Origin of the sequence: Pseudomonas sp. LG1D9, assembly GCF_002949995.1 — a bacterium.
Taxonomy (GTDB): Bacteria; Pseudomonadota; Gammaproteobacteria; order Pseudomonadales; family Pseudomonadaceae; genus Aquipseudomonas; species Aquipseudomonas proteolytica.
Genome location: NZ_CP026881.1, coordinates 1,048,625 through 1,072,865, shown reverse-complemented (window position 1 = coordinate 1,072,865; position 24,241 = coordinate 1,048,625). Strand labels below are relative to the sequence as shown.

The window sequence follows — 24,241 nt, the reverse complement described above, 5'->3', positions numbered from 1 at the left end:
AGCCGGCTCCTACAGGTTTGCCTGTCAGAAGAGTTGGGTGAACAACCAGTACAAGCTACCCGACAGCACAATCGCCGCCGGCAACGTCAGTACCCAGGCCATCAACAAATTGCGGATGGTCTTCATCTGCAAGCCGCCGCCATTGGCGACCATGGTCCCGGCCACGCCCGAGGACAGCACATGGGTGGTGGAGACCGGCAAGCCGAACATGTCTGCGGCGCCAATGGTCAGCATGGCCACGGTTTCCGCCGAGGCGCCCTGGGCGTAGGTCAGGTGGGTCTTGCCGATTTTCTCGCCGACGGTCACCACGATGCGTTTCCAGCCGACCATGGTGCCCAGGCCCAGGGCGATGGCCACGGCGATCTTCACCCACAGCGGGATGAAGCGCGTGGCGTTGTCGATCTGTTGCTTGAACAGTTGCAGCTTGCCTTGGGTGTCAGCATCGAAATGGCCGACCTTGCCCTTGTCCATCAGGCGAATGGTTTCGCTGGTCAGGTACATGTCGTTACGCACGTTGCCCATGGCCTCGGCGGGCACTTTGGCCAGGGAGCCGTAGCCTTTCACTTGTTCACCGATGTGCCCGGTCAGGGCGGCGAGGGCGGGGATCAACTCGGGCGTGACGTCCTTGGTGCGCACATAGGTCGACAGCGTCGGTCGCGGGTCGGCCGGGGCCGCCTGCGGTGCGCTCTTGACCAGGGCTTGCTGGGTGACTTCTGCCACCGCGGCAAATTGCAGGGATTGATCGGCCGGCATGGTGCGGTTCAAGGCGTAGGCCATGGGCAGGGTGCCCACCAGGATCAACATGATCAGGCCCATGCCTTTCTGGCCATCGTTGGAGCCGTGGGCAAAGGATACGCCGGTGCAGGTCACGATCAGCATGCCGCGAATCCACCAGGGCGGCGGGGTGTTGCCCTTGGGGGCCTTGTACAGCGAGCGGTTTTTCACAAAGGCCCGCAGTGCCAGCAACAGCAGGGCTGCAAAACCGAAGCCGATCAGTGGCGACAGCAGCAGCGCGTAGCCGATCTTGATCGCTTGCGCCCAGTCCACGCCGCTGGTGCCGTCGCGGCCGTGCATCAGGGCATTGGCCACGCCAACACCGATGATCGAGCCGATCAGCGTATGGGAAGACGACGCCGGCAGGCCCAGCCACCAGGTGCCGAGGTTCCACAGGATCGCGGCGATCAGCAGGGCGAAGATCATCGCAAAACCAGCCGATGAGCCGACCTGCAGGATCAACTCCACCGGCAGCAAGGCGATGATGGCAAAGGCCACCGCGCCACTGGACAGCAGCACCCCGAGGAAGTTGAAGAACCCCGACCAGACCACGGCGAAATGCGGCGGCAGCGAGTTGGTGTAGATCACCGTGGCTACGGCGTTGGCGGTGTCATGGAAGCCGTTGACGAACTCGAACCCCAAGGCAATCAGCAACGCCACGCCCAGCAGCAGGAACGGGGTCCAGGTGGTGACCACCGTGCCCAACTCTTGCATGTCGTGCATCAGGCTGTAGGCGGTGAACAACAGGCCCATGGCGAGTACGGCGAAGAACACGATCACCGTGAGTAGGCCGGGTTTCTTGTCCAATTGCGGTTTTGCGTCAGTGGCGCCTGCCTGGGAGGAGGCAGTGAGGGAAGGGGTGGCCATGCCGGAGCATCCAGTGTGGGGAGGATGTTTCCCATGATCGTTGCAGAATGTTACAGAGATGCTGCGTCAAATCAGTGTTTGGTGGATAGAGATCACCGCCGGTCCACAAATCCCTGTAGGAGCCGGCTTAGTAATCCCGGCGCTTGCGAAACGCCCATCGGCCGGCAATCAAGGTGAACGTCGCCACCAACGCCACCAGGATCCAGAACCCTTCGGGGTCCTGGGAGAGCGGCACGCCACCGACGTTCATGCCAAAGAAGCCGGCGATGATGTTGATCGGCAATGCCAGTACCGTCACCACCGTCAGGGTAAACAGCGTGCGGTTGCTTTGTTCGTTGAGGTTGGCGGCGATTTCCTCCTGCAACAACTTGATCCGTTCGCCCAGGGCCGTGAGGTCGTTGATGATCAGGGCGAATTCTTCGGTGGATTTGCGCAGCTCCTTCACGTCTTCCTTTTGCAGCCACTGCGGCGGGCGATTGAGCAGGCGCAGCAGCGAGCCCGGCTCCAGCGCCAGCAGGCGTTGCAGGCGTACCAGCACCCGGCGCATGGCCCCCAGTTCGGCGCGGTTGGTGGACAGGCGCGAGGACAGCAACTGGTCTTCGATCTGGTCCACACTCTGGCTGGTCTTGCGCACGATCTGTGTCAGCACCTCGCCTTGATCGCGCAACAGATGCACCAACAGCTCCAGGGGCGAGCGGAAGTGCTCACCGGCCTTTACCGAGGAGCGCAGCTTGTCCACCGAGTGCAGGGGTTGCAGGCGCGCACTGATCAGCAGGCGGCTGCGGGCGCAGACCCACAAGGTGGAAATGTCCGAGGACATCATGCTGCTGAAGTTGAACACCACGTCGTTGACCACCGCCAGCAAGGCTGAGTCCACATGCTCGATGCGCGTCGAGCGCGAGCCTTCGTGCAGCGCCTCGAAGAACTCTTCGGGCAGTTCCAGGTGGGCCTGCATCCAGCGTTGGCAGGCCGCGTGGGCCAGGTTCAGGTGCAGCCACAGGAACTCATCGGGATCAGCCTGTTGTTGCAAGGCCTTGAGCACAGTCGCTGAGTCGATTTGCTCGGCTTTTTCGCCGGGCTTGAAGCGGAAACCATAAAGCAGGCCAAACAGGTCGGAGTCCTGGTGGCCGTGGTCGATGCTGTGGTTCATGGTGGCTCGCAGAGGAAAGCGACAGGTGCGCGTCGAGCAATCATTGCAAGGGGATTTGACAGTTTTGTGTCAGTCACCAGCGGCCTGTGGCAAGGCGGCTTGTTGTGGTGAATTAGCGTGCTGTGGCGAGGGGGCACCCCCGCTGGGCTGCGCAGCAGCCCTGAACCCAGGCGCTGCGGTCTGCCTGATAAAAAGCGGCGGTCTTATTGGGGCTGCTGCGCAGCCCAGCGGGGGACGAGCCCCCTCGCCACGGGGGGGCTTTCCTGGACCGGTTACCAGAAGTGCTGGGGTAACTCAGGTGTCTTGCTTGTTTTCCAGTACTTTGCCGGTCTTGGCGTCGAGCTTCACGTCCCATTTCTTGCCAGTGGTGTCGGTCAGGTCCACTTCGTAGACCAGGGTACCGGCTTCGTTGTCCAGCTCAGTGTCGTTGATGGTCGCGCCGGCGTGTTGGGCCAGGGCGGCGGCATTCAGTTTTTCAAATGGCATCACGGCACCCGATTGCAGCAGGCTTGGAATCTGGTCCGGGCGAACATCGGCCTGGGCCAAACCAGCAGTCAGGGTCAGGGCAGCAGCGGCGAACAGAGCGGTCAGGTTTTTCATGGTGGTGTCCTTTGGGGTGAGCTGTTTAAGTGGGATCAGATTAACCCGCGCAACTTAATTCACCCTTAATTGTGTAGGACGTTTGCGTTGTTTGTTCAATCGCCCCGCGCCGGGAAATTTCATGCTGGTGTCTCAACTTCAGGAGGCACACATGAAACAGATACTGGCTTGGCTGTATGCACCCGTGTTCTGGGTGGGGTTTATAGGTGGGGGGCTTTGGTTGGTCACGGTTGGCGCGTCGCAGTGGTTGCTGGCGGTGTTTGCGCTGGCCATCGGCGTGTCGTTCATTGCCGAGCTGTGCTTGCCCTACGAGCCTCAGTGGAACCGCCCGCTGGGCGACCGACGCCGGGATGTCCTCCATGCATTGGTCAATGAAAGCCTGAATGCCCTGGGGTTGCTGGCATTGCCGCTGCTCACGGCCTGGCTGGCGATCGAGGGCGCCTGGCCGCGCGCCTGGTCACTGTGGGCGCAATTGCTGCTGGCCATCGTGATTGCCGATGCGGGCATCACGCTGATGCATTACGCCAGTCACCGCATCGCCGCACTCTGGCGTTTGCACGCGGTGCACCACAGCGTGCAGCGGCTCTATGGGTTCAATGGCTTGATGAAGCACCCCTTGCACCAGATGCTCGAAGCCACGGCGGGTTTGCTGCCGCTGATCCTGCTGGGCATTCCAGTGGAGGTAGCGATGTTGCTGGCGCTGGCCATTGCGGTGCAGTTGCTGTTGCAGCACTCCAATGTCGATATGCGCCTGGGGCCGCTGCGCTGGGTGTTTGCCTGGGCGCCGGTGCATCGCTTTCACCACATGAAGTACGGGCGCGCGGGGGATGTGAATTTCGGTTTGTTTTTCAACCTGTGGGACTGGCTGTTGGGGACTGCGTTTTACACCGAGGACTATCGAATGGGCGAGGGCGACCTGGGGATTGGTAGCCGTCCGGATTTCCCGGTGGATTATCTTGGGCAACTGCGTGACCCCTTTACGGCGACCCAGTTGAGTAAAGAACCGCCTGTCCCAAGCGCTCTCCAAATGTAGGCGTGAGCTGTCTGGTTTGATGCGGTGCTCTCGAGTTCTTCGCGAGCGCTCCTACAGGGGGAGGAGGTGTACCCGCAGATGGCGTAACGAGGCCCCGGCGGTCACGCCAAACAGTTGCTTCATGGTCCGGGAAAAGTGCGCCGAGTCGGCAAACCCCGCGCCATGGGCAGCTTGTGTCAACGTGTGGCCGTTCAGGGCCAGGTCCAGGGCCAGGCGCAAGCGTCGCCACATCACCAGTCGGCGCACCGGCACGCCGAGTTGGCTGACGAACAGGCGTTCCAACTGGCTCAAGGACAGGTGCGCCGCCTCTGCCAAGGCTTGCGCCGAGACCTTGCCGTTCAACTGTTGATCAAGGGTGTGCAGTGCGCGCTGCACCCGCTCATCGTCAGCCTGGCGACGTGGCAGTTGGCGCAAAGACTGCTCAAGGCGTTCGGGGGAAAACTCGGCCGTCTCCAGGGTTTTTTGCAACGAATCGAGGTCGAATGCCCCGGGTTCCACATAAGCCATCAACACAGTGCCGGGGGCGTGGACGATGGCATGGGGCTGGCGAGAGGGGATGAACAGGCGATAGGCCGTTTGCAGGTGCCCATCAAGGCTGACGGTGACGGGACTTTCCGAGGACAGGATAAATTGATGGGCGTAATGAGCGTGGGGCGCAGTGCGCCCCGTCTCACCGAGGATCAGGCCGTAGTCACGGCCCAGCCACAGTTGCCCTGACCATTCGTTCACTCAGTAACCGTTGTCCTGCAGCAGGTCCTGCACGCTGGACGACGGCCAGCGCTTGTAGAACTTCAGCAGTTCGGCGGCGCGGTTGGTGAAGATGCCATCGACCCCGGCGCTCATGACCTTCTCGAAATCCACCGGTTCATCGACGGTATAGACGTGCACCAGCAGGCCTTTGTCGTGGGTCAGCTGGTTCATCTCGGGCTTGACCAGGTCCGAATAGCTCTGGTCGCCGAGGTTCGTCAGCTGTGCGGACGGGCCGGTGCCAATCGCCCCGAGGCTCTTGGCTTCATCGACCCACTTCTCGAATTCGGCAGCGTCCTTGGGTTCCTGTTTGGCATAGTAGGCCGCCTTGGTCGGCTCGCCGGATTCGGCGAAGGTCACCTTGGACTTGGGCTCGATGCTGCCTTCACCCACCCACAGCAGCAGGATTTTCGGGGTGTTGGGCATTTCTTTCTGCAGTTCCTTGAGGCTGGCGGTCTCGAAGGTCTGCAGCACCACGCGGCCCTTGCCCTGGCCGACGCCCGTGTTGCTCTTGCCCAGCTTGGAGCCCACGGAACTGAGCCAACCCTTGTCCAGCAGCTTGTCTTTCAGATCGGCTTCGATCCCCGGAAACTGCTTGGGCTCCTTGGTTTCGATGTACAGGCCGGGTTTGTGCTGGGGGTTGCCTTCGGCGATCTTGATGATTTCGTCCAGGCTGAGGATTTTCAAACCGACAAAGCCCGGGCGCGCACGATCCGGGTAGGCGGCGTTGAACCAACTGCCGGCATCCAGGGTTTGCAGTTCTTTCCAGGTGAACTCGTTGGCCGGGCTGTCTTTGCGCTCAGGGAACTTGGTGGCCACGTCGGTGGTGCGTTGCAGATTGTTGTCATGCAAGGCGAACAGGACGCCGTCCTTGCTGCGTTGCAGATCCAGTTCCAGGTAGTCGGCACCCAGGTCGCGGGCAAGCTTGTAGGCGGCGGCCGTGGACTCCGGGGCATCGAAGGACGCACCTCGGTGGGCGATCACGGCAGGGTGGGGAATGCCATCCTTGGTCGCCAGTTCAACCGGGCTGATGGGGCTTGCAGCCTGTGCGTGGCCAAGGCCCATCATCAGAGCGAGCAGCAGGGCACTCTTGGTAAACGTAGCAGGCATGTGCGAGGTCCTTTCGTGGAGGTAGCTTCAAGAAGGGTTCCTTTTTAACAATTGCATGCAAATCGCGCTATCACCAAACCGACATTAACGTGCGCATGCGCTATTTTTCTGCGCTTTTGTGCCGTGCTATGCAGTACTCTTGGTCCGAGCTTCCCCGCCAGAGGGAAACCTGTATTGCCTTATTTTTCTGCCTCGCGTGTAAACCATCGTTCACTTCCCCTGTGGGATTTTTCAGTGAGGTTTAGCATGCGCATCACTTCAGAACTCATCTGCCAGGCCGCCGACCAACTCAACGGCTTTGTCGGCCTGAACCGCAAGACCGGCCAGTACATCGTACGTTTCAGCGAAGACTCGTTCGGCATGGACGTCGCCGACGACGGCATCATCCCCACCAGCGAGTTCGTCTGGCAGCCCGCGGCCGACCAGGCCATGACCCTGTCCCGCGAGCACATCCAACTGCTGCTGGACCAGAACATCGACGACCGGATCAACATCACCGAACCGCTGCGGGTGTACATGCGCCGGGTTGAAATCCCGCAGATCAGCGCGGTGCGCAGCCTGGTCAGTTGATCACGCTCACCCCTTGTAGGCGCTGGCTTGCAGCGATGGCGCCAGCAAGAACGCCCCGGCAAGCCAGCTTCCACAGGGGGACACCGATCGCCAGTTCAACCCTGCAACTACAGGACGTTGAAGGCGTAAGCCCGCTCCACCTTGCATACCCGTGTGTGAAAGGCTGAGTACCAGGAGGCCCTACCTTGCTCGCGCACTTCGCGGTGCTCGGTGTGTTGTTTCCAGGCCAGGATGGCGGCCTCGCTGGCCCAGTAGGACACGGTAATTCCCAACCCATCTTCGCCCCTGGCCGACTCGACACCGAGAAACCCCGGTTGCTGGCGGGCCAGTTCGAGCATGCGTTCGGCGGCCTGTGCGTAGCCTGGGTCCGTATCGGTGCGCAGGGAGGTGAAGATCACGGCGTAATAGGGCGGGGCGGGTGTCTGGGCAATCATGCCGAGCGCTCCTGGCAGGCCCTGAGCCATGCCGTGACCAGCGGCACGTTGGCTCCCTTGAGTGCCGCGCGTTCTGGCTGGAACAACGTGGCGACAAAAAACGGATGGTCCAGCAGTTCTATCGCCCGCACCTCGCCCGTGGAGTCATGGGCGCTGCCAATCAGATTGTCCTCCAGCAATGCCTGTTCGAAGTCGTGATTGACGCCATAGCGGCAACGATAAGCCTCTTGAATTTCAAGAGTGCCGTAAGCTTCGGCAATCCGTGTGAATGCCATTAGGCGTAACGGGGCGATGGTCTCGACCAGGGCGCATGCCAAGGGGGCGATCACCGCACGGGGCGCATCGGGGGCCAGTTCGCCATGTTCGGCATCGGCCCAGCCCAGCACATTGCGCGCATATTCCAGCACGGCATGTTGAAAACCGCCGCATGTGCCGAGGAAAGGACGCCGCTGTTCGCGGGCAAAACGGATCGCCCGCAAGGCACCGTCGATATCGCGATAAGGGCTGGCAGGTACGCACCAGAATCCGTCGAAGGGTTGCAGGGATTGGGCGTCGAGGGGGGTGTCAGTGGCCAGCCACTGAGCATGGATCGTCAGGCCCAGCTGTGCGCTGGCCTGTTGCAATGCAAGCGGGATTGCTTGGTGTGCTGTCACTTGCAGGTCGTAGTCGCCAATCAGGGCGAGGTGCAGGGCAGTGGGGTTCATGGCTGGCGTCCAATGGCTTGTCGAGTCCTGGAGCGCACTATAGATTGGCGCTCACGCAATCAATATTGGCGTTACTCCACATGCTCAATGCAGCCACGCACTATCAACTCGACTATCCCGACCTGGCGCTGGTCCTTGCCCTGGTGCGTGGTGGCACCCTGGCCCGGGCGGCGGCCTTGCTGCGGGTGGATGTGTCCACGGTGTTTCGGGCTGTGCGGCGCCTGGAGTCGTCACTGGGCCAGGCGCTGTTCGAAAAGAGCCGTGCCGGTTACCTGCCGACCAGCTTGGCCACCACACTCGCCCAGCAGGCGGAACGTGCCGAGCAGGCGTTGGAAGCTGCGCGGGTTGGGGTGGAGCAGGGCGGCGAGGTGATCAGTGGCACAGTGCGCCTGACCTGCACCGACTCGGTGTTGCAGGGCCTGTTGCTGCCGGCCCTGGCCCGGTTCATGCCGGGCTATCCGGCGCTGACTCTGGAGCTGAGCACGTCCAACGACTTTGCCAACCTCAGTCGGCGCGATGCCGACATCGCCTTGCGCCTGACCCGCACTCCTGCGGAGCATTTGGTGGGGCGGTGCCTGGGGACGGTGTCTTATCGCGTCTGCGCCAGCCCCGGCTATGCGCAGCAGCACGACATTCAGGACTTGGCCAGCCTGGCCTGGATCGCGCCGGATGACTTCCTGCCCGACCACCCCACCGTGGCTTGGCGTCGCCAGCACTTGCCTGGCGTCAGGCCCAGTTACCGCTGCAACAGCATGTTGTCCGCGACCGAGTTGGTACGTGCCGGCCTGGGCGTGGCGGCGCTGCCGGATTTTCTGTTGGGGGAAGGCCATGGGCTGCAGCCACTGGGGCCGGCACTCGCGGGGCATGATACGGCCCTGTGGTTGCTCACACGCCCGGACTGCCGGGCGCTGCGATCAGTGGTGACGTTGTTCGATGAACTGGGCCAGCACTTGCGCCACCCCTCGTAGGTGCCGGCAAGCCAGTCTCTACAACCCCACCCGGTCATTGGCAAACATACTCACTGCCCGCACGGCATCACTGGTGCCTTCGCGAATCTGCAGGATCACCGTGCCGGCCTGGTTGGCCAGGTCCACGCCTTGGGCGGCCCGGTCGCGGGTGCTGTCCATGCTGTCGATGGCCTGGCGGGTTTCGCTCTGGATCATCTCGATCATGCTCGAGATCTCCGCCGTGGAGCCGCTGGTGCGGGCGGCCAGTTGCCGGACTTCATCGGCGACCACCGCAAACCCGCGGCCCTGGTCACCTGCGCGTGCGGCTTCAATGGCGGCATTCAAGGCCAGCAGGTTGGTCTGGTCGGCAATCGCGCGAATGGTGTTGACGATGGCGGTGATCTGCTGCGAGCGCTCGCCCAACTTGGCGATCAGTCTGGATGAGCTTTCTATGTCGGCGGCAATGTCATGGATGCCGCTGGCGGTCTGCTGAATCACCTCGGCGCCTTTTTCGGCGATCTCCCGGGTCTGCAGGGAGATGTGATAGGCCTGGGTGGCGCTCTGGGCATCTTCGGCGTGTTTTTCCACCATGGCGGTGACGTCCGACGCGAACTTCACAATCTTGCACAAGCGGCCGCTGGCGTCGTAGACCGGGTTGTAGTTGGCTTCCAGCCACAGCGTCTGGCCGGTGTGAGTGATGCGCTCGAACTGGCCGCTGAATAACTCACCCTGGTTCAGCCGGCGCCAGAAATCGCTGTATTCCTGGCTGTTGGCCAGCTCCGGTTTGCAGAACAGGCGATGATGTTTGCCCTGGATCTGCGACAGGCTGTAACCCAGGCGCTGGAGGAAGTTCTGGTTGGCGGTAATGATGGTGCCGTCGAGGTTGAACTCGATCACCGCCATGGCCCGGTCAATCGCCTCGAGCTTGGCATTGGCTTCGCTTTCAGCCTGCATCCTGGCGCTGACGTCCAGGGCATATTTGATGACTTTCACCACTCGGCCGGCCTGGTCGCGCACCGGGTTGTAGCTGGCTTCCAGCCACACCGAGTGGCCATCGGCGGCGACGCGCTCGAAGGTGCCCGACTGGAACTGGCCGTTGCGCAGTTGCGTCCATAATTGGCCGTAATCGGCGCTGCGGGCAAACGCCTGGGTGCAAAACAGGCGATGGGGTTGGCCGACGACTTGATCCGCGCGGTAGCCCATGGTCTTGAGGAAGTTGTCATTGGCGCGCAAAACGCTGCCTTGTAGATCGAACTCGATCACGGCCATGGAGCGCTCGAGGGCATCGAGCAGGCCGGCTTGTTGGCTGATCGTTTCTTGCAGGGTAGTGATGGTTTTTTTATGGGCAGTAAATAGCATGGTCGCGGGCTCAGTGATGCACAGTGCGAGAATGTATCCATGGTTGCGCTTGCTCACCGTGTAGCCCCAGGCCCACGGCAGACGTGCTCATTGCCGGCTTCCCTTCTACCGGCAGACAGTACAGATCAGAGCTCTGAGTCTTGGCCCCCGAGGGAAGTTCTATTCAGGCGGAACGGGCCACCAGGGATTCAGCCACCGTCACCCGATTGCGCCCGGTGCCCTTGGCGGCGTACAGCGCCTTGTCCGCTGCGTTGAGCCACATATGGGCCTGGGTAAATTGCACCTGGTAGGCCGCCAGGCCAATGCTCAGGCTGACCCGCAGCTCCGGGACCTGCGGGTCGCGGTAGCGGCTGAACATTTCCCGCAGACGCTCCATCACATAGCTGGCCTGTTCCAGCGCAACGTCCGGGAGGATCACGCAGAACTCGTCGCCACCGTAGCGGCCCGCCAGGTCATTTTCCCGCACGTTGCGCTGCAATTCCTTGCTCAGTTGTCGCAGCACTCGGTCACCAACGATATGGCCATAGGCGTCGTTGATCTGCTTGAAGTGGTCGATATCGATCAGCGCAATGGTGGCCTGGGATTGTTGCTGCTGGCACTTGTGGAACTTCAGTTGCAGCAGGTCTTTCCAGGAGCCGTGATTGAGCAGGCCGGTGAGGCTGTCGGTACGGCTCAAGGCGCTCAGGGCACGCTTGTGTTCCGACAGCTTGATGGCCAAACGATAACTGGCCATGCCGATGGCGACGGGATAGAGGATCAACATCGGCAGGCACGCATACACCTGGATCAGGCCGACGTTGGGGTTGAATGAAGGGCCGAATATCAGCCAGGCGAGTGCCACGCCCACCAGTTGCGCGAGCATGCCCTGGACCATCAACCGCTTGCCGCCCGCCGCGACGTTGTGCATGGTCATCATCGCGAGGATGGTCACTGCGGTCAGTGGTGTGAATTGCGTAGCTGCGGCCCAGAACCCACCGGACAGCGAGTCATACAGCAGGTTGCGGCGCTCGGCCTGGTAGGGAAATGCCGAATGGCTCGATAACTGGTACGCCAGGTGCGGCCAGATAAATGCGTTGAGCAGCCACAACGCCCAGATCCATCCGGGCATGGCCAGCGGGTACAGGGCGGCCAGCACGCACAGGCTGCCAATGCCCAGCCCGATAATGCGCGGCCGATAAATGCGCCGGGCAAACGACAGCCCTTTGCCTCGAAGGTTTTCCATAGATCCCTGCGTCAGGTTTTTCTTTTTTTAAGGGGCGACGGCGTACGTTTACCAAAGGCCATTTACGCCAGATGAGAGGCGAATATTGTCATTGATTTACGCAGGAATAATCAGTGTCCTTCCAAGCCATTTGCGTGGAGATCCACAGGGATTAGGGCAAAAACGACCTGCTGCGTCGTATTGCGACACGGGGGCTTATCGGGGGCAGGTAGCAATCTCGTAGCCGGCCAGGAACAGATCCATCGCCGATTCAATCACGTTGGCCTGGGTGGCGGCGTTCAGGGTAGGTTGGCCGAGGGTGATTTGCGGCCAGAAGGCGAACGCCTTGAGCAGGCTTTGCACCTGATGGGCGGCAAAACACGGGTCGACCGGCTTGAGCCGCCCGTCTTCCTGGGCGGCACGTACCCACAAAGTGAACCCCTCTTCGCGCTCGCTCAGGCGATTGACGATGTCCTGTGCGCGTTCCGGGGAATGGATGGTCGCGGCAATCGCCACCCGGGCCAGATCGAGAAAGTTGGCGTCCGACATCATTTTCATCTTTGCTTGCAGCAACACGCGCAATTGGTCGCGCAGGGGTTGTTGGCTGCAGTAATTGACATCCAGTTGCGCCACGCTGCTGGCCCACAGCTTATGCAGGATCTCGGTGAACAACTCCTCTTTGCTGGGGAAGTGGTTGTACACCGTACGCTTGGATACGCCAGCGGTGGCGGCGATTTTGTCCATGCTAGTGACCTCGAAGCCGTTGTCGCGAAACTCGGCGATGGCCGCTGCCACGATGGCTTCGCGTTTGCGGTCGGTGAGGCGTTGAGGTGCAGTCATGGGGCTTTTCGGCTCTGGGAAGAAAATTACACTCGGTAGTTTACTTGGTCCGGGTTTTGTTGCAATCTTGAAACTACACTGTGCAGTGTAGTTGTTGATCTGCATCAGCAGAACGTACCGGAGTCACTCTGTAATGGCCACGATTTCTAACCGCCTCGACACCCCCTCGGCAGCGCTCAAGCCATCCGAGCAGCAGCAAGGTCACTTCAACAATCATGCGCCGGTCAACCGAGCTGGCTTTGGCAAGACCCTGAAGATTTTCTGGAAAATGCTTTTTCACAAGCCTCGCAGTACGCGGCCAGTGGGGGAGATTCCGGTGCAGCGCCTGACGCGCGAGCAACTGCTCAGTGCCCCGGATCACAGTGTGTACCGCTTGGGGCACTCCACCGTACTGCTGAAAATGCGCGGCAAGTTCTGGCTGACCGATCCGGTGTTCGCCGAGCGTGCTTCGCCTTTCAGTTGGGCGGGGCCCAAGCGCTTTCACCAGCCGCCCATCAGCCTTGAGGATCTGCCGCCGATTGAGGCGGTGATCCTGTCGCACAACCATTACGACCATCTGGACCGCCACGCCGTCGTGCAGTTGGCCGCCAAGACCCGCTATTTTCTCGCGCCACTGGGCGTCGGCGACACCTTGATCAAATGGGGCGTTGCGCAAGACAAGGTGCGGCAGCTGGATTGGTGGCAGGCCACTGAAGTGGATGGCATCCGTTTTGTCGCCACCCCAGCCCAGCACTTTTCCGGACGTGGTCTGTTTGATGGCAACCAGACACTTTGGGCATCGTGGGTAATGATCGAGGGTACCCGGCGCATCTTTTTCAGTGGCGACACCGGTTATTTCGATGGCTTCAAGCGTATTGGCGAGCAGTACGGGCCTTTTGACCTGACGCTGATGGAGACGGGTGCCTACAACGTAGACTGGCCCCATGTGCATATGCAGCCTGAACAAACCTTGCAGGCCCATATCGATCTGAAGGGGCGTTGGTTGCTGCCGATCCACAACGGCACCTTTGATCTGGCATTCCATGCCTGGCATGAGCCGTTTGACCGCATCATGGCCTTGGCGTGGGAGCGTAATGTTGCGATTACCACGCCAGCCATGGGGCAGGCTTTCATGCTGGCTGCACCTGAGCGCGGCCATGCCTGGTGGCTGGATGTCGAGGCCCAGGCGGCGCAACCGCTGGTGAGTTGACGGGGTTTGCAATGCGCTGTCGGTGAAAGGGCTTTCAAGGTGTTTCCGCCTTGAGAACCGACTGGAAAAGGATGCGATGATCTCGGGAAAGTCATTTCCTGGGAGTGGGCTTGATGGAGGAAAAATGTAGGAAGATCTTGGTGCCAGGTACTTCCTGTTCTGGGGGAGTACCGTCGATGCTCAACATCCTGGACACAGCACCTTGTGCACTGAACCCCTCGGCTGGAGCGACGGACAATAAGGCCCCGCCTCGGGGAGGCATTGAGTTCCAGCCTGCGGCAACGCCTGTTGTCCAGGGCCCCAGGTTCGATATTCCGGGGCCGATGATGAAGACCGTGCGTGATCCGTCGTTATCACTCTTGGCCCTGAGTGGCGTCGATCCCGTGGGCCCGGTTATGGTGGAAGTCCCGCCCGTCATGGAAAACAATGCCGCGAAATCAGCTCCTGCCCTGGCCGATTGGCGTATCGGTTATGCCGACGAATACCTGCGCAACAATGCACGTGAAATGGTGGAGCACTCCAGCGTATTTCTCCAGGCCTTGGAGGTGTTACGGGCCGCCGGTGCTGAAGTGGTGCCAGTGCTGGCGCTGCTACCGGATTCCACTGCACATTTCACCTTGGCGTCCAGCAACGAGATCGATGAGCGGGTGAGCGAGCATCGCCTCGACGCGCTGGTATCCGATGGCCAAAGCCCGGCTTTCCATGGCTTCTGCAAAACCGGATACCCAGGCGTGTGCCAGATATTCCACGACGATCTGCATGGCACCAAGGTCGTGCTCTGGTTCTACGGTGCCCGCTGGGCACGGGAATCACTGTCGGCCTTGATACGGGTTTATCAACAGGCGATGCAGGCACGTGCCGACATACCCGGCAGGTGAACCTGCTGCGTGGCCAGTGAGCCTATGCGCCGTTGGGATGCGGCGTGTTCGACGATGTTGCGCCCAGCAGCCGCGCAATAAGGCTGCGGCGGCCCGGTTCGGCACCAGCCTGTGACGCTTGGGAGCGGCGTCCACTCATGCCCCACCCCGGCGCAAACCCCGGGAAAAACACCAGGCCTTCGTGCTCCAGGCGAAACGCCAGGGCGATGCGGATGGCGTCGTCCACCTCATGATGGCTTTCAAAGCGTTGTATGGCGTCCACCCCAACCCCGGCGTGCCGGGCCAGGTCTTCCCGGCTCCAGCCCAGCAAAGCGCGTGCTTGCACACTGTGCCGTGGGGTGAACTGATGAAGGACGATTTGCTGATCTACGGTGGTGCTCACTGCCAGAGAGGACATGGGGTTTCTCCAGGATGCCGACGGGGGAGGACAAACTATACTGTGTTTTTGTACAGTTGTTTTGACCGTTCATCAACTGGTTCACTTCCCCCGTGGCCGGCCCTTGATTGGCGGGCGCTTCAGGTCATTTCTCCTCCAGCCCCGGTGCCTCGCGGATAAGCAGGTGGTCCAGGTTCTGGATATCGGCACTGAACACCCCGAATGTCTGCTCGGGGTTTTTCTTGCTCGGCACCTGTTTCAACTCCGGCGTCACGCCATAAAAGAAGCAATACAAGGGGCGCTCACTGTCTACGGCGGCCTTGATCTGCTCCAGGAACGCCTTGCGCTTGCGGTAGTTCTCGATCAGCTTCTTGTTCAGGTACACGTTGACGGAGTAGGGCTTCTTGTCGAGCCACACCTTCTTTTCGAAGTCGATGCGAAAGCTGCTGGTGTAGTCCTTGATCGCCTTGATCCGGCCCCAGTAGATCAAGCCTTTGTTGTCCAGCAGGTATTCGATTTTCTTGAAAAACGCCCAATAGGTCGCGGTCTGCTCAGCGATCTTCAGCGGCATGCCCTTGAGCTTGTCCTTATTATCGATGTTGGACACGTAGCATTCGACCGGGTGTGCGAAGACGCTGGTCTTGTCCGGGGTGGTTTCGCTGGCACTGTGGGAAGTATTGGAGATTCTCGAGGGCTCTTTCGCCGGCGCCTGCGGGATAACGTCTGTGGCGCCTTGGATGGCTGCCTTGCGTTCGTACTGACGCCGAGTCAGCACAAACTCCGATGGGAAGTTTTCCTCGCGCCCATCCTCGGTTTCTCCTGCCGTGGCTTTGTGACTGGCATAGCGGCAACCCTCGATATGCCGGGTGCTGGGCAGGTTCTTGAAATGCGGGGTGCGCAGGTAGTTGACGTTCTTGCCATTGAACGTGCCCAGTACATTGCCCGCTGCAAACGCCGCACGGCAGTCATCGTTGGGGCACAGGAAGCTGTCCTTGTCGGAATCGAAGGCGGCGGTTTCGTCGAAATTCAGGTCGCGCACGTCATAGATCGACAGCTTTTCATCCAGGCTCAGGCAATAGGCTGTGTCGAACTTCATCGCAGGCGGATCCGTAGGAAGGTGCGCTATTAATAGCGGGATCGCGGCGGTACTTCAAACATCCATCGGCACTCCACTGTGTAGGGGCGTGCCTACCCCTACAAGAGAGCGCCTGCGATTACCGGGCTTTCAGCTTCGGCTTGCCACGGCGCTTGGCCGAATGAAAATGCCGCCAATGGGCATCCTGCGCCGCCGCCAGCAACTCGCGATCGCCGCGCGTGTCACCCCAGGCCCTGAGCCGATACTCAGCCAAGTCGCCATAAATCGCCTCGAGGCGCAGCACCTTGTTCTCACAGCGGCAGTTGTTGCCCGTAAGGCGCCCACTCAACACCCCATCGACCACCTCAAGCTCAGTGCCGATCAGCTTGATCCCCAGCCGATCAGCAAAAGGCTGCAACACGATTGCCGGCGACGCCGAGCACAGCGTCACCTCGGCGCCGGAGCCAATCTCGTCGGCCACCGACTGCAGGCCGGCAGGGCGCATCAGCTTGTTCCAGGAGGCCTTGCAGTACTCCTCGGCTTTCTGCTGGACCCAAGCCTTGTCCACACCGGTCATAAAGGTGCGAATCAACTGGGCCTTGAGCTCATCGCGGCTCATCTGGCGCAATAGGAAGCGCACGCCAGGCAGTGCGAGCTTGAGCATCCTGCGGTTGAATTCCTGCTTGCCGAAAGCAAACTTGAGGAACGGCACAAAACTGTCGTGGCGGGTCAGGGTGCCGTCGAAGTCGAAGACTGAAAGTACCTTGGCGCCCACTGGGCCGGCTTCTAGCATGTCTGGGTTCACGGGGTGGCCTCGGTCCTATCTACTATTTTTTTGGAATGCATACGCTGTGACCGCAGGAGTCTACTCGGATATCAATCTATCGATTTTCGAGTAAAACCCTGTGGTGAATTCATCCCGATCAGTCGACCGGTAACAACGCTGATGGCAATTGGGGCACAAGGCTACAGCATTGGAGATGGGATCCGAACCCTTCCGGGCCAGGTGCTTGAGGTGATGTACTTCAAGAAATGGCAAACCGCCCACTGTTGATGCGCCGTGACCGGCTCCCATAAAAAAAAGCCCTGGGTGCGACCCCAGGGCTTTTTCATGTCGCGACTATGCGCCGATCAATCCCAGCTCAACGCCCCGCCAGTCTGATACTCGATCACGCGGGTCTCGAAGAAGTTCTTCTCTTTCTTCAAGTCCATGATCTCGCTCATCCACGGGAACGGGTTGGTGGTGCCTGGGTATTCTTCCTTCAAGCCGATCTGCGACAGACGACGGTTGGCGATGAACTTGAGGTAGTCCTCCATCATCGCTGCGTTCATGCCCAGCACGCCGCGCGGCATGGTGTCGCGTGCGTATTCGATCTCCAGCTGGGTCCCTTGCAGGATCATCTGGGTCGCTTCTTCCTTCATCTCGGTATCCCACAGGTGTGGGTTTTCGATTTTGATCTGGTTGATCACATCGATACCGAAGTTCAGGTGCATCGACTCATCGCGCAGGATGTACTGGAACTGCTCGGCCACGCCGGTCATTTTATTGCGGCGGCCCATGGACAGGATCTGGGTGAAGCCGCAGTAGAAGAAGATGCCTTCCAGCACGCAGTAGTAGGCGACCAGGTTGCGCAGCAGTTCCTTGTCGGTGTCGACGGTGCCGGTTTCGAACTTCGGATCGGAGATCGAACGGGTGTACTTCAGGCCCCAGGCGGCTTTTTTAGCGACCGATGGGATCTCGTGGTACATGTTGAAGATCTCGCCTTCATCCATGGCCAGCGATTCGATGCAGTACTGGTAGGCGTGGGTGTGGATCGCCTCTTCGAAGGCCTGGCGCAGGATGTACTGGCGGCACTCCGGGTTGGTGATCAGGCGGTACACGGCCAGCACCAGGTTGTTGGCCACCAGCGAATCGGCGGTGGAGAAGAAGCCCAGGTTGCGCATCACGATGCGACGTTCGTCGTCGGTCAGGCCTTCGGGGTTTTTCCACAGGGCGATGTCGGCGGTCATGTTGACCTCTTGCGGCATCCAGTGGTTGGCGCAGCCGTCGAGGTACTTCTGCCAGGCCCAGTCGTACTTGAACGGCACGAGTTGGTTGAGGTCGGCGCGGCAGTTGATCATGCGCTTTTCGTCAACGGCGACCCGGGCGGAAGCGCCTTCGAGCTCGGCCAGGCCTTCGGCGACGTCGAGTTTGTCCAGGGCAGCCTTGGCCCGCACGATGGCGGCGGAGTCATTGGCGGTCACGGCGCGGGCTTCGATGGCAGCGGCGGCGCCGGCACCGTCGAGGCGGTCCATGTTGGCTTCGGTGGCGTGGCCGGCGTTGGCGCCTTTGGCGGCTACTTCGCCTTCTTCTTCTTTGTCGAATTCGTCCCAGCTCAGCATGACGTGTCGTCTCCTGCGTGAGGGCCAATGGTGCCCGTGTGAAACCGGATGGTTGGGTGTTCACACGGCCCAAGGGCCGCGGTGGATCTTTAAGGAATCGTTTGTTGCAACAGCTCGCGCAGGCATTAAACGGAATAGGGCTACGGGTACTCTGCATGAGGCCTGAGGGGCGGAGCGACGGTGCCGTACTCCTGCGGGGCCTCAGGTCTGGCTCGTTACCCCCGTGTAAAGGGATATTGCAGGCCCGATTTACCCGCGCATTATAGGGAAAAATTTGGCTTTGTGTTGCGGCGGATAGCCTCAGCCAAGGGCCAAAATGAGGGTATTTCCGGCCGGGGTGCGGGTTTACAAGGGTTTGCCGGGGTAGGATTTTTTTGACGGGCGGTGAGGTATTTTCGGAGCAGGGGGCAAGGCGAGGATTTTGCGGGTGTTTCTTTGCCGCAAGGACAATTCCTTGCGGCGAACATTGCCAGGATAGGTTTCAACTAACTAATTAATTATCCGTTAGAGCAACCGTTACCCATGACTTTGTAATTAAGGATATGCCGCTGGCCTTGGTGATCTTCATATTCCATGCGCGCTGGAACAACTTCGCAGACATTCGGAATGGAACTCATGGATACCACCTTGGCAATATCCAGGTCAGTGGCGTAGGTGTATTCCTCAACAACGGCGGTGCTCTGGCTGGCTACGTCAGTCGGGATCTCGTCGGCCAGGGCTGCAGTAGCGCACAGGCTGGCAAGGGCCATAACTAATAAAGCTTTCATTTCCAATTTACCTTTTTACAGTCGAAGGGGGTCACGGGGCCCTTGTGAGGCCACGTGTGTAACTTGAGTAGTGAGTTCGGATTAACGTGCCTTCGTGGGGGCTGCAACTTGGTTAATCACGGTGCCTTGTTGGCGAGGCCGATTTTAGGCGCCTGGGTTGCATTCATATACCCGTGCTTTTGATAAACACTATTGGTGGTTTTCGTAACAATCCACGACAGAGGTTTTTTGCAGTGTTGCAAAATGCGTTACAGGCGCCGAGCCAGAGCGCTGCAAGGGGATATCAGGGTAATTTGTAGGGGCTTGTTACTACCATCGTCGAATGGTTCTATAGGCCTACCCCGGCTAAAACAGGGGCATACAACAACAACTATTGTCACCGAGGTAAGAAAGATGAGTGCGGCTTCCCTGTACCCCGTTCGCCCCGAAGTAGCAGCCAACACGCTGACCGACGAGGCGACCTACAAGGCCATGTACCAGCAGTCGGTGGTCAACCCCGACGGCTTCTGGCGCGAGCAAGCCAAGCGTCTTGACTGGATCAAGCCTTTCACCACGGTCAAGCAGACCTCGTTCGACGACCACCATGTGGATATCAAGTGGTTCGCTGACGGCACCCTCAACGTTTCCTACAACTGCCTGGACCGTCACCTCGCCGAGCGTGGCGACCAGGCAGCGATTATCTGGGAGGGCGACGACCCTTCCGAGAGCCGCACCATCACCTACCGCGAACTGCATGAACAGGTCTGCAAATTCGCCAACGCCCTGCGTGGCCAGGATGTGCACCGCGGCGATGTGGTGACCATCTATATGCCGATGATCCCCGAAGCCGTGGTCGCCATGCTGGCCTGTACCCGCATCGGCGCGATCCACTCGGTGGTGTTTGGCGGCTTCTCCCCTGAAGCCCTGGCCGGTCGCATCATCGACTGCAAATCCAAAGTGGTGATCACTGCCGACGAAGGTATTCGTGCCGGCAAGAAGGTGCCGCTCAAGGCCAATGTCGACGATGCGCTGACCAACCCGGAAACCAGCAGCATCCAGAAAGTCATCGTGTGCAAGCGCACCAATGGCCAGATCAAGTGGAACCAGCATCGCGACATCTGGTACGAAGACCTGATGAAAGTGGCGGGCACCGTCTGCGCGCCAAAAGAGATGGGCGCCGAAGAAGCGCTGTTCATCCTTTATACCTCCGGTTCCACCGGCAAGCCCAAGGGCGTGCAGCACACCACCGGCGGCTACCTGTTGTATGCGGCCCTGACCCACGAGCGCGTGTTCGACTACCGTCCGGGCGAAGTCTACTGGTGCACCGCCGACGTCGGCTGGGTCACTGGCCACACCTATATTGTCTACGGCCCGCTGGCCAATGGCGCGACCACGCTGCTGTTCGAAGGCGTGCCGAACTACCCGGATATCACGCGGGTCGGGAAAATCGTCGACAAGCACAAGGTCAATATTCTCTACACCGCGCCGACCGCGATCCGCGCGATGATGGCCTCCGGCACCGCCGCCTGCGAAGGCACCGATGGCAGCAGCCTGCGCCTGTTGGGTTCGGTGGGTGAGCCGATCAACCCGGAAGCGTGGGACTGGTACTACAAGAACGTCGGCCAATCCCGTTGCCCGATTGTCGATACCTGGTGGCAGACCGAAACCGGCGCAACCCTGATGAGCCCATTGCCGGGCGCCCACGCGCTCAAGCCGGGTTCGGCGGCACGTCCGTTCTTTGGCGTGGTGCCAGCGTTGGTGGACAACCTGGGCAACATCATCGAGGGCGCTGCCGAAGGCAACTTGGTAATCCTCGATTCGTGGCCGGGCCAGGCGCGCACGCTGTATGGCGACCATGACCGTTTCGTCGACACTTACTTCAAGACCTTCCGTGGCATGTACTTCACCGGCGACGGTGCGCGTCGCGATGAAGATGGCTACTGGTGGATCACCGGCCGCGTGGATGACGTGCTCAACGTTTCCGGGCACCGCATGGGTACTGCCGAAATTGAAAGCGCCATGGTTGCCCACCCGAAAGTCACCGAGGCCGCCGTGGTCGGCGTACCGCACGACATCAAGGGCCAGGGCATCTATGTGTATGTCACCCTGAAAAACGGTGAGGAGCCGACCGAAGCGCTGCGCCTGGAGCTGAAGAACTGGGTGCGCAAGGAGATCGGCCCGATTGCATCGCCGGACGTGATCCAATGGGCACCTGGTTTGCCGAAGACCCGTTCGGGGAAAATCATGCGCCGTATCCTGCGCAAGATTGCCACGGCCGAGTATGACGGGTTGGGGGATATCTCCACCCTGGCCGATCCAAGCGTGGTGCAGCATTTGATTGATACCCACAAGACCATGAACGTCGCGTAAGCGGGTTTATGGGACCAAGCCCCATTCGGCGTAGGCCGGGTGGGGCTTTTTTGTGGGAATTTGAATCTGAAATAGGGTCGATGTGGGAGCTGGCTTGCCCGCGATAGCGGTGGGTCAGTTTCAAATGGGGTGGGGGAGCTGACAGACCGTTCTCAGCACCAAGCCAATAAATATCGGTTTATCTAGTAGGACGTTTCTGAATGTTACCCCGCGGTGCAAATGTGTAACCTTGCGCCCAAACATGAGGCAAAGTGCTACATCCATGCCCCGAAAGCGCCCGTTTTAGACGCCCGGTAAAATTAGATCAAACGCTACACTTGCCGGAATAGAAGGGTTTGCGAATAATAGGCCCGCAATTTGCAGCGTTAATAGGTTTAATATCTTTTGCCTCTGCATAAAAATCAGAGGCTGTCAATGTGTTGGGGTCGCTTTCTCGGTGCTTCTGTAAATTGTTGTCGCATTGAGGAAATATCGGCTTCCGGCCTGTCGTTAGAATGCCGATCACTCGCTCGTCGTCGCCATGTTCAACTGGTGTAGGACGCAGCACCGCTATTCGGTTTCACTCAGTCGCATCGTGGGCCATGGCTCATACTGCTGTTTTTGTCCTATACCGATGGAGTCCCAAGATGAAGAAACTCGTGCTGTTGGGCGCCCTGGCGCTGTCCGTGCTGTCCATGCAGGCCTTCGCTGAAGAGAAGCCGCTGAAAATTGGTATCGAAGCAGCCTACCCTCCGTTTGCCTCGAAGGCGCCGGATGGCAGCATCGTCGGTTTTGACTACGACATCGGCAACGCCCTGTGCGAAGAGATGAAGGTCAAGTGCACCTGGGTCGAGCAAGAATTCGACGGTCTGATCCCGGCCCTCAAAGTACGCAAGATCGACGCGATCCTGTCGTCCATGTCCATCACTGACGACCGCAAGAAGTCCGTGGACTTCACCAACCGCTACTACCTGACCCCAGCCCGCCTGGTGATGAAGGACAGCGTAACCGTCAGCGACAGCCTGGTTGAGCTCAAGGACAAGAAGATCGGCGTACAGCGCGGTTCGATCCACGACCGTTTCGCCAAGGAAGTCCTGGCGCCTAAAGGTGCGACCGTCGTTCCTTACAGCACCCAGAACGAAATCTACCTGGACGTGGCTGCCGGTCGCCTTGATGGCACCGTGGCCGATGCGACCCTGCTCGAAGACGGTTTCCTGAAGACCGACTCTGGCAAAGGCTATGCGTTCGTAGGTCCTGCGTTCACCGACGCCAAATACTTCGGTGATGGCATCGGTATCGCAGTACGTAAAGGCGACAAGGCCAACCTAGACCGCATCAATGCTGCCATCGCCGCGATCCGCGCCAATGGCAAGTACAAAGAAATCGAGAAAAAGTATTTCAACTTCGATATTTACGGCGCTGACGCCAAGTAAACCTTCGCAGTTGTCTGTCCAGAATGGCGCAAGCACCAGGGTCTCTGAAGTTTGCGCCATTTTTTCATCCGCCTTTTCGAGGACCTGAATCATGTTGAAAGGCTACGGGGCCGTTATCCTCGATGGCGCATGGTTGACGCTTCAGCTCGCCTTGTCGTCCATGGCCTTGGCCATTGTTCTGGGTCTGATCGGGGTTGCATTGCGCCTGTCGCCGGTACGCTGGCTGGCTTGGCTGGGTGACCTGTACTCCACGGTGATCCGCGGGATCCCCGACCTGGTGCTGATCCTGCTGATTTTCTACGGCGGCCAGGACCTGCTCAACCGCGTCGCGCCGCTACTGGGCTACGACGACTATATTGACTTGAACCCCTTGGCCGCCGGCATCGGCACCCTGGGTTTCATCTTTGGCGCCTACCTGTCGGAAACTTTCCGCGGTGCGTTCATGGCCATCCCCAAGGGGCAGGCCGAAGCGGGCATGGCCTATGGCATGAGCCCGTTCCAGGTGTTTTTCCGGGTGATGGTGCCGCAGATGATCCGGCTGGCAATCCCCGGCTTTACCAACAACTGGCTGGTATTGACCAAGGCCACTGCGTTGATTTCGGTGGTGGGCCTGCAAGACATGATGTTCAAGGCCAAGCAGGCGGCAGATGCCACCCGCGAACCTTTTACCTTCTTCCTCGCAGTGGCGGCGATGTACCTGGTGATCACCAGCGTCTCGTTGCTGGCCCTGCGTTATCTTGAGAAGCGCTACTCGGTAGGCGTAAAGGCGGCTGATCTATGATCTTCGACTACAACGTCATCTGGGAGGCCATGCCGCTGTACCTTGGCGGCCTGCTGACCACCCTCAAGCTGCTGTTGATTTCGCTGTTCTTCGGCTTGCTCGCTGCCGTCCCCCTGGGGCTGATGCGGGTGTCCAAGCAGCCGCTGGTCAATGGCGCGGCCTGGCTCTACACCTACGTGATCCGCGGTACACCGATGCTGGTGCAACTGTTTTTGATCTACTACGGCCTGGCCCAGTTCGAAGCCGTGCGCGAGAGTTTCCTCTGGCCGTGGCTGTCCAGCGCAACGTTCTGTGCGTGCCTGGCCTTTGCCATCAACACCAGCGCCTACACCGCCGAAATCATTGCCGGCAGCCTCAAGGCTACGCCCCACGGCGAGATCGAAGCAGCCAAGGCCATGGGCATGTCGCGCTACAAGCTGTACCGCCGCATCCTGCTGCCTTCGGCCCTGCGCCGGGCGTTGCCGCAGTACAGCAACGAAGTGATCATGATGCTGCAGACCACCAGCCTGGCCTCCATCGTCACCCTGATCGATATCACCGGTGCCGCACGTACGGTCAACGCCCAGTACTATCTGCCGTTCGAAGCCTATATCACCGCTGGCCTGTTCTACCTGTGCCTGACGTTCATCCTGGTGCGCCTGTTCAAATTGGCCGAGCGTCGCTGGTTGAGCTACCTGGCTCCACGGAAGCACTGAT

General features: G+C 59.9%; 23 protein-coding genes and 3 pseudogenes. 9 read left to right on the top strand and 17 right to left on the bottom strand.

Annotated features, from left to right (window positions below):
* Positions 1–24 precede the first annotated feature (24 nt).
* The 3 genes from C5F71_RS05230 to C5F71_RS05220 all read right to left on the bottom strand — a co-directional run bounded on the left by C5F71_RS05230 (position 25) and on the right by C5F71_RS05220 (position 3,391).
* Positions 25–1,641 (bottom strand): inorganic phosphate transporter, encoded by a 1,617-nt coding sequence (locus tag C5F71_RS05230; protein ID WP_029294389.1) that lies wholly within the window; start codon positions 1,639–1,641, stop codon positions 25–27.
* Between the two features lie 127 nt (positions 1,642–1,768).
* A complete protein-coding gene (locus tag C5F71_RS05225; RefSeq protein ID WP_104910760.1) occupies positions 1,769–2,791 on the bottom strand; it encodes a transporter in 1,023 nt (340 codons plus the stop codon).
* Between the two features lie 294 nt (positions 2,792–3,085).
* Positions 3,086–3,391 (bottom strand): PepSY domain-containing protein, encoded by a 306-nt coding sequence (locus tag C5F71_RS05220; protein WP_029294393.1) that lies wholly within the window; start codon positions 3,389–3,391, stop codon positions 3,086–3,088.
* 151 nt (positions 3,392–3,542) lie between these two features.
* Here C5F71_RS05220 and C5F71_RS05215 point away from each other — a divergent pair, with 151 nt between their 5' ends.
* On the top strand, positions 3,543–4,424 hold the full coding sequence (locus C5F71_RS05215) for a sterol desaturase family protein (RefSeq protein ID WP_029294395.1): 882 nt from the start codon (positions 3,543–3,545) through the stop codon (positions 4,422–4,424).
* A 51-nt stretch (positions 4,425–4,475) separates the two neighbouring features.
* Here C5F71_RS05215 and C5F71_RS05210 read toward each other — a convergent pair whose 3' ends face one another.
* Positions 4,476–5,153: a helix-turn-helix domain-containing protein gene (locus tag C5F71_RS05210; protein WP_092237678.1), complete on the bottom strand. Its 678-nt coding sequence runs from the start codon at positions 5,151–5,153 to the stop codon at positions 4,476–4,478.
* The gene (locus C5F71_RS05205; RefSeq protein ID WP_029294398.1) at positions 5,154–6,281 is read right to left on the bottom strand and encodes a glycerophosphodiester phosphodiesterase; all 1,128 of its coding nucleotides are present in this window, start codon (positions 6,279–6,281) and stop codon (positions 5,154–5,156) included.
* 246 nt (positions 6,282–6,527) lie between these two features.
* Here C5F71_RS05205 and C5F71_RS05200 point away from each other — a divergent pair, with 246 nt between their 5' ends.
* Complete coding sequence (locus tag C5F71_RS05200) at positions 6,528–6,851, top strand: DUF2025 family protein (RefSeq protein ID WP_029294400.1); 324 nt, start codon at positions 6,528–6,530, stop codon at positions 6,849–6,851.
* A gap of 107 nt (positions 6,852–6,958) precedes the next feature.
* On the opposite strand, the gene C5F71_RS05195 is transcribed toward C5F71_RS05200, so the two are convergent.
* Positions 6,959–7,285, bottom strand: a complete 327-nt coding sequence (locus C5F71_RS05195) for an antibiotic biosynthesis monooxygenase (RefSeq protein WP_092237675.1) — start codon at positions 7,283–7,285, stop codon at positions 6,959–6,961.
* On the bottom strand, positions 7,282–7,989 hold the full coding sequence (locus C5F71_RS05190; RefSeq protein ID WP_104910759.1) for a CTP synthase: 708 nt from the start codon (positions 7,987–7,989) through the stop codon (positions 7,282–7,284). Before C5F71_RS05190 ends, C5F71_RS05195 begins: the two co-directional genes overlap by 4 nt.
* A gap of 80 nt (positions 7,990–8,069) precedes the next feature.
* On the opposite strand from C5F71_RS05190, the gene C5F71_RS05185 reads away from it, so the two are divergent.
* Positions 8,070–8,957, top strand: a complete 888-nt coding sequence (locus C5F71_RS05185) for a LysR family transcriptional regulator (RefSeq protein WP_104910758.1) — start codon at positions 8,070–8,072, stop codon at positions 8,955–8,957.
* 18 nt (positions 8,958–8,975) lie between these two features.
* On the opposite strand, the pseudogene C5F71_RS29635 reads toward C5F71_RS05185, so the two are convergent.
* From C5F71_RS29635 to C5F71_RS05170, 4 genes and pseudogenes are all read right to left on the bottom strand, one after another.
* Positions 8,976–9,413 (bottom strand): annotated as a pseudogene (locus tag C5F71_RS29635) (methyl-accepting chemotaxis protein); the annotation flags it as partial.
* 162 nt (positions 9,414–9,575) lie between these two features.
* Positions 9,576–10,205, bottom strand: a pseudogene (locus tag C5F71_RS29630) (PAS domain-containing protein); the annotation flags it as partial.
* Positions 10,206–10,458: 253 nt separating this feature from the next.
* Positions 10,459–11,517 (bottom strand): diguanylate cyclase, encoded by a 1,059-nt coding sequence (locus tag C5F71_RS05175; RefSeq protein WP_029294409.1) that lies wholly within the window; start codon positions 11,515–11,517, stop codon positions 10,459–10,461.
* A gap of 195 nt (positions 11,518–11,712) precedes the next feature.
* The gene (locus C5F71_RS05170; RefSeq protein WP_104910757.1) at positions 11,713–12,336 is read right to left on the bottom strand and encodes a TetR/AcrR family transcriptional regulator; all 624 of its coding nucleotides are present in this window, start codon (positions 12,334–12,336) and stop codon (positions 11,713–11,715) included.
* A 133-nt stretch (positions 12,337–12,469) separates the two neighbouring features.
* On the opposite strand from C5F71_RS05170, the gene C5F71_RS05165 reads away from it, so the two are divergent.
* Positions 12,470–13,525 carry an MBL fold metallo-hydrolase gene (locus C5F71_RS05165; protein WP_092237669.1) on the top strand — a complete coding sequence of 352 codons (1,056 nt, stop codon included), beginning with the start codon at positions 12,470–12,472 and terminating at the stop codon, positions 13,523–13,525.
* A 326-nt stretch (positions 13,526–13,851) separates the two neighbouring features.
* Positions 13,852–14,403: a hypothetical protein gene (locus C5F71_RS05160; RefSeq protein WP_083335482.1), complete on the top strand. Its 552-nt coding sequence runs from the start codon at positions 13,852–13,854 to the stop codon at positions 14,401–14,403.
* 22 nt (positions 14,404–14,425) lie between these two features.
* On the opposite strand, the gene C5F71_RS05155 is transcribed toward C5F71_RS05160, so the two are convergent.
* From C5F71_RS05155 to C5F71_RS05130, 6 genes and pseudogenes are all read right to left on the bottom strand, one after another.
* Positions 14,426–14,800: a helix-turn-helix transcriptional regulator gene (locus C5F71_RS05155; protein WP_029294417.1), complete on the bottom strand. Its 375-nt coding sequence runs from the start codon at positions 14,798–14,800 to the stop codon at positions 14,426–14,428.
* A gap of 124 nt (positions 14,801–14,924) precedes the next feature.
* A complete protein-coding gene (locus C5F71_RS05150) occupies positions 14,925–15,875 on the bottom strand; it encodes a hypothetical protein (RefSeq protein ID WP_104910756.1) in 951 nt (316 codons plus the stop codon).
* Between the two features lie 118 nt (positions 15,876–15,993).
* Positions 15,994–16,647 carry an HAD-IB family hydrolase gene (locus tag C5F71_RS05145; RefSeq protein WP_029294421.1) on the bottom strand — a complete coding sequence of 218 codons (654 nt, stop codon included), beginning with the start codon at positions 16,645–16,647 and terminating at the stop codon, positions 15,994–15,996.
* Between the two features lie 72 nt (positions 16,648–16,719).
* A pseudogene (locus C5F71_RS05140) lies at positions 16,720–16,896 on the bottom strand (HNH endonuclease); the annotation flags it as partial.
* Positions 16,897–16,985: 89 nt separating this feature from the next.
* Positions 16,986–18,236, bottom strand: a complete 1,251-nt coding sequence (locus C5F71_RS05135) for a ribonucleotide-diphosphate reductase subunit beta (RefSeq protein ID WP_092237666.1) — start codon at positions 18,234–18,236, stop codon at positions 16,986–16,988.
* 497 nt (positions 18,237–18,733) lie between these two features.
* On the bottom strand, positions 18,734–19,003 hold the full coding sequence (locus C5F71_RS05130; RefSeq protein ID WP_029294428.1) for a DUF2790 domain-containing protein: 270 nt from the start codon (positions 19,001–19,003) through the stop codon (positions 18,734–18,736).
* 393 nt (positions 19,004–19,396) lie between these two features.
* Here C5F71_RS05130 and acs point away from each other — a divergent pair, with 393 nt between their 5' ends.
* The 4 genes from acs (at position 19,397) to C5F71_RS05110 (ending at position 24,240) form a co-directional block, all read left to right on the top strand.
* Positions 19,397–21,352: an acetate--CoA ligase gene (acs, locus tag C5F71_RS05125; protein WP_029294430.1), complete on the top strand. Its 1,956-nt coding sequence runs from the start codon at positions 19,397–19,399 to the stop codon at positions 21,350–21,352.
* Positions 21,353–21,978: 626 nt separating this feature from the next.
* Positions 21,979–22,764, top strand: a complete 786-nt coding sequence (locus tag C5F71_RS05120) for an ABC transporter substrate-binding protein (protein ID WP_104910755.1) — start codon at positions 21,979–21,981, stop codon at positions 22,762–22,764.
* 91 nt (positions 22,765–22,855) lie between these two features.
* Positions 22,856–23,545, top strand: a complete 690-nt coding sequence (locus C5F71_RS05115) for an ABC transporter permease (RefSeq protein ID WP_029294434.1) — start codon at positions 22,856–22,858, stop codon at positions 23,543–23,545.
* A complete protein-coding gene (locus tag C5F71_RS05110) occupies positions 23,542–24,240 on the top strand; it encodes an ABC transporter permease (protein ID WP_029294436.1) in 699 nt (232 codons plus the stop codon). The genes C5F71_RS05115 and C5F71_RS05110 overlap by 4 nt, the downstream gene beginning before the upstream one ends.
* The last annotated feature ends 1 nt before the right edge of the window (position 24,241 follow it).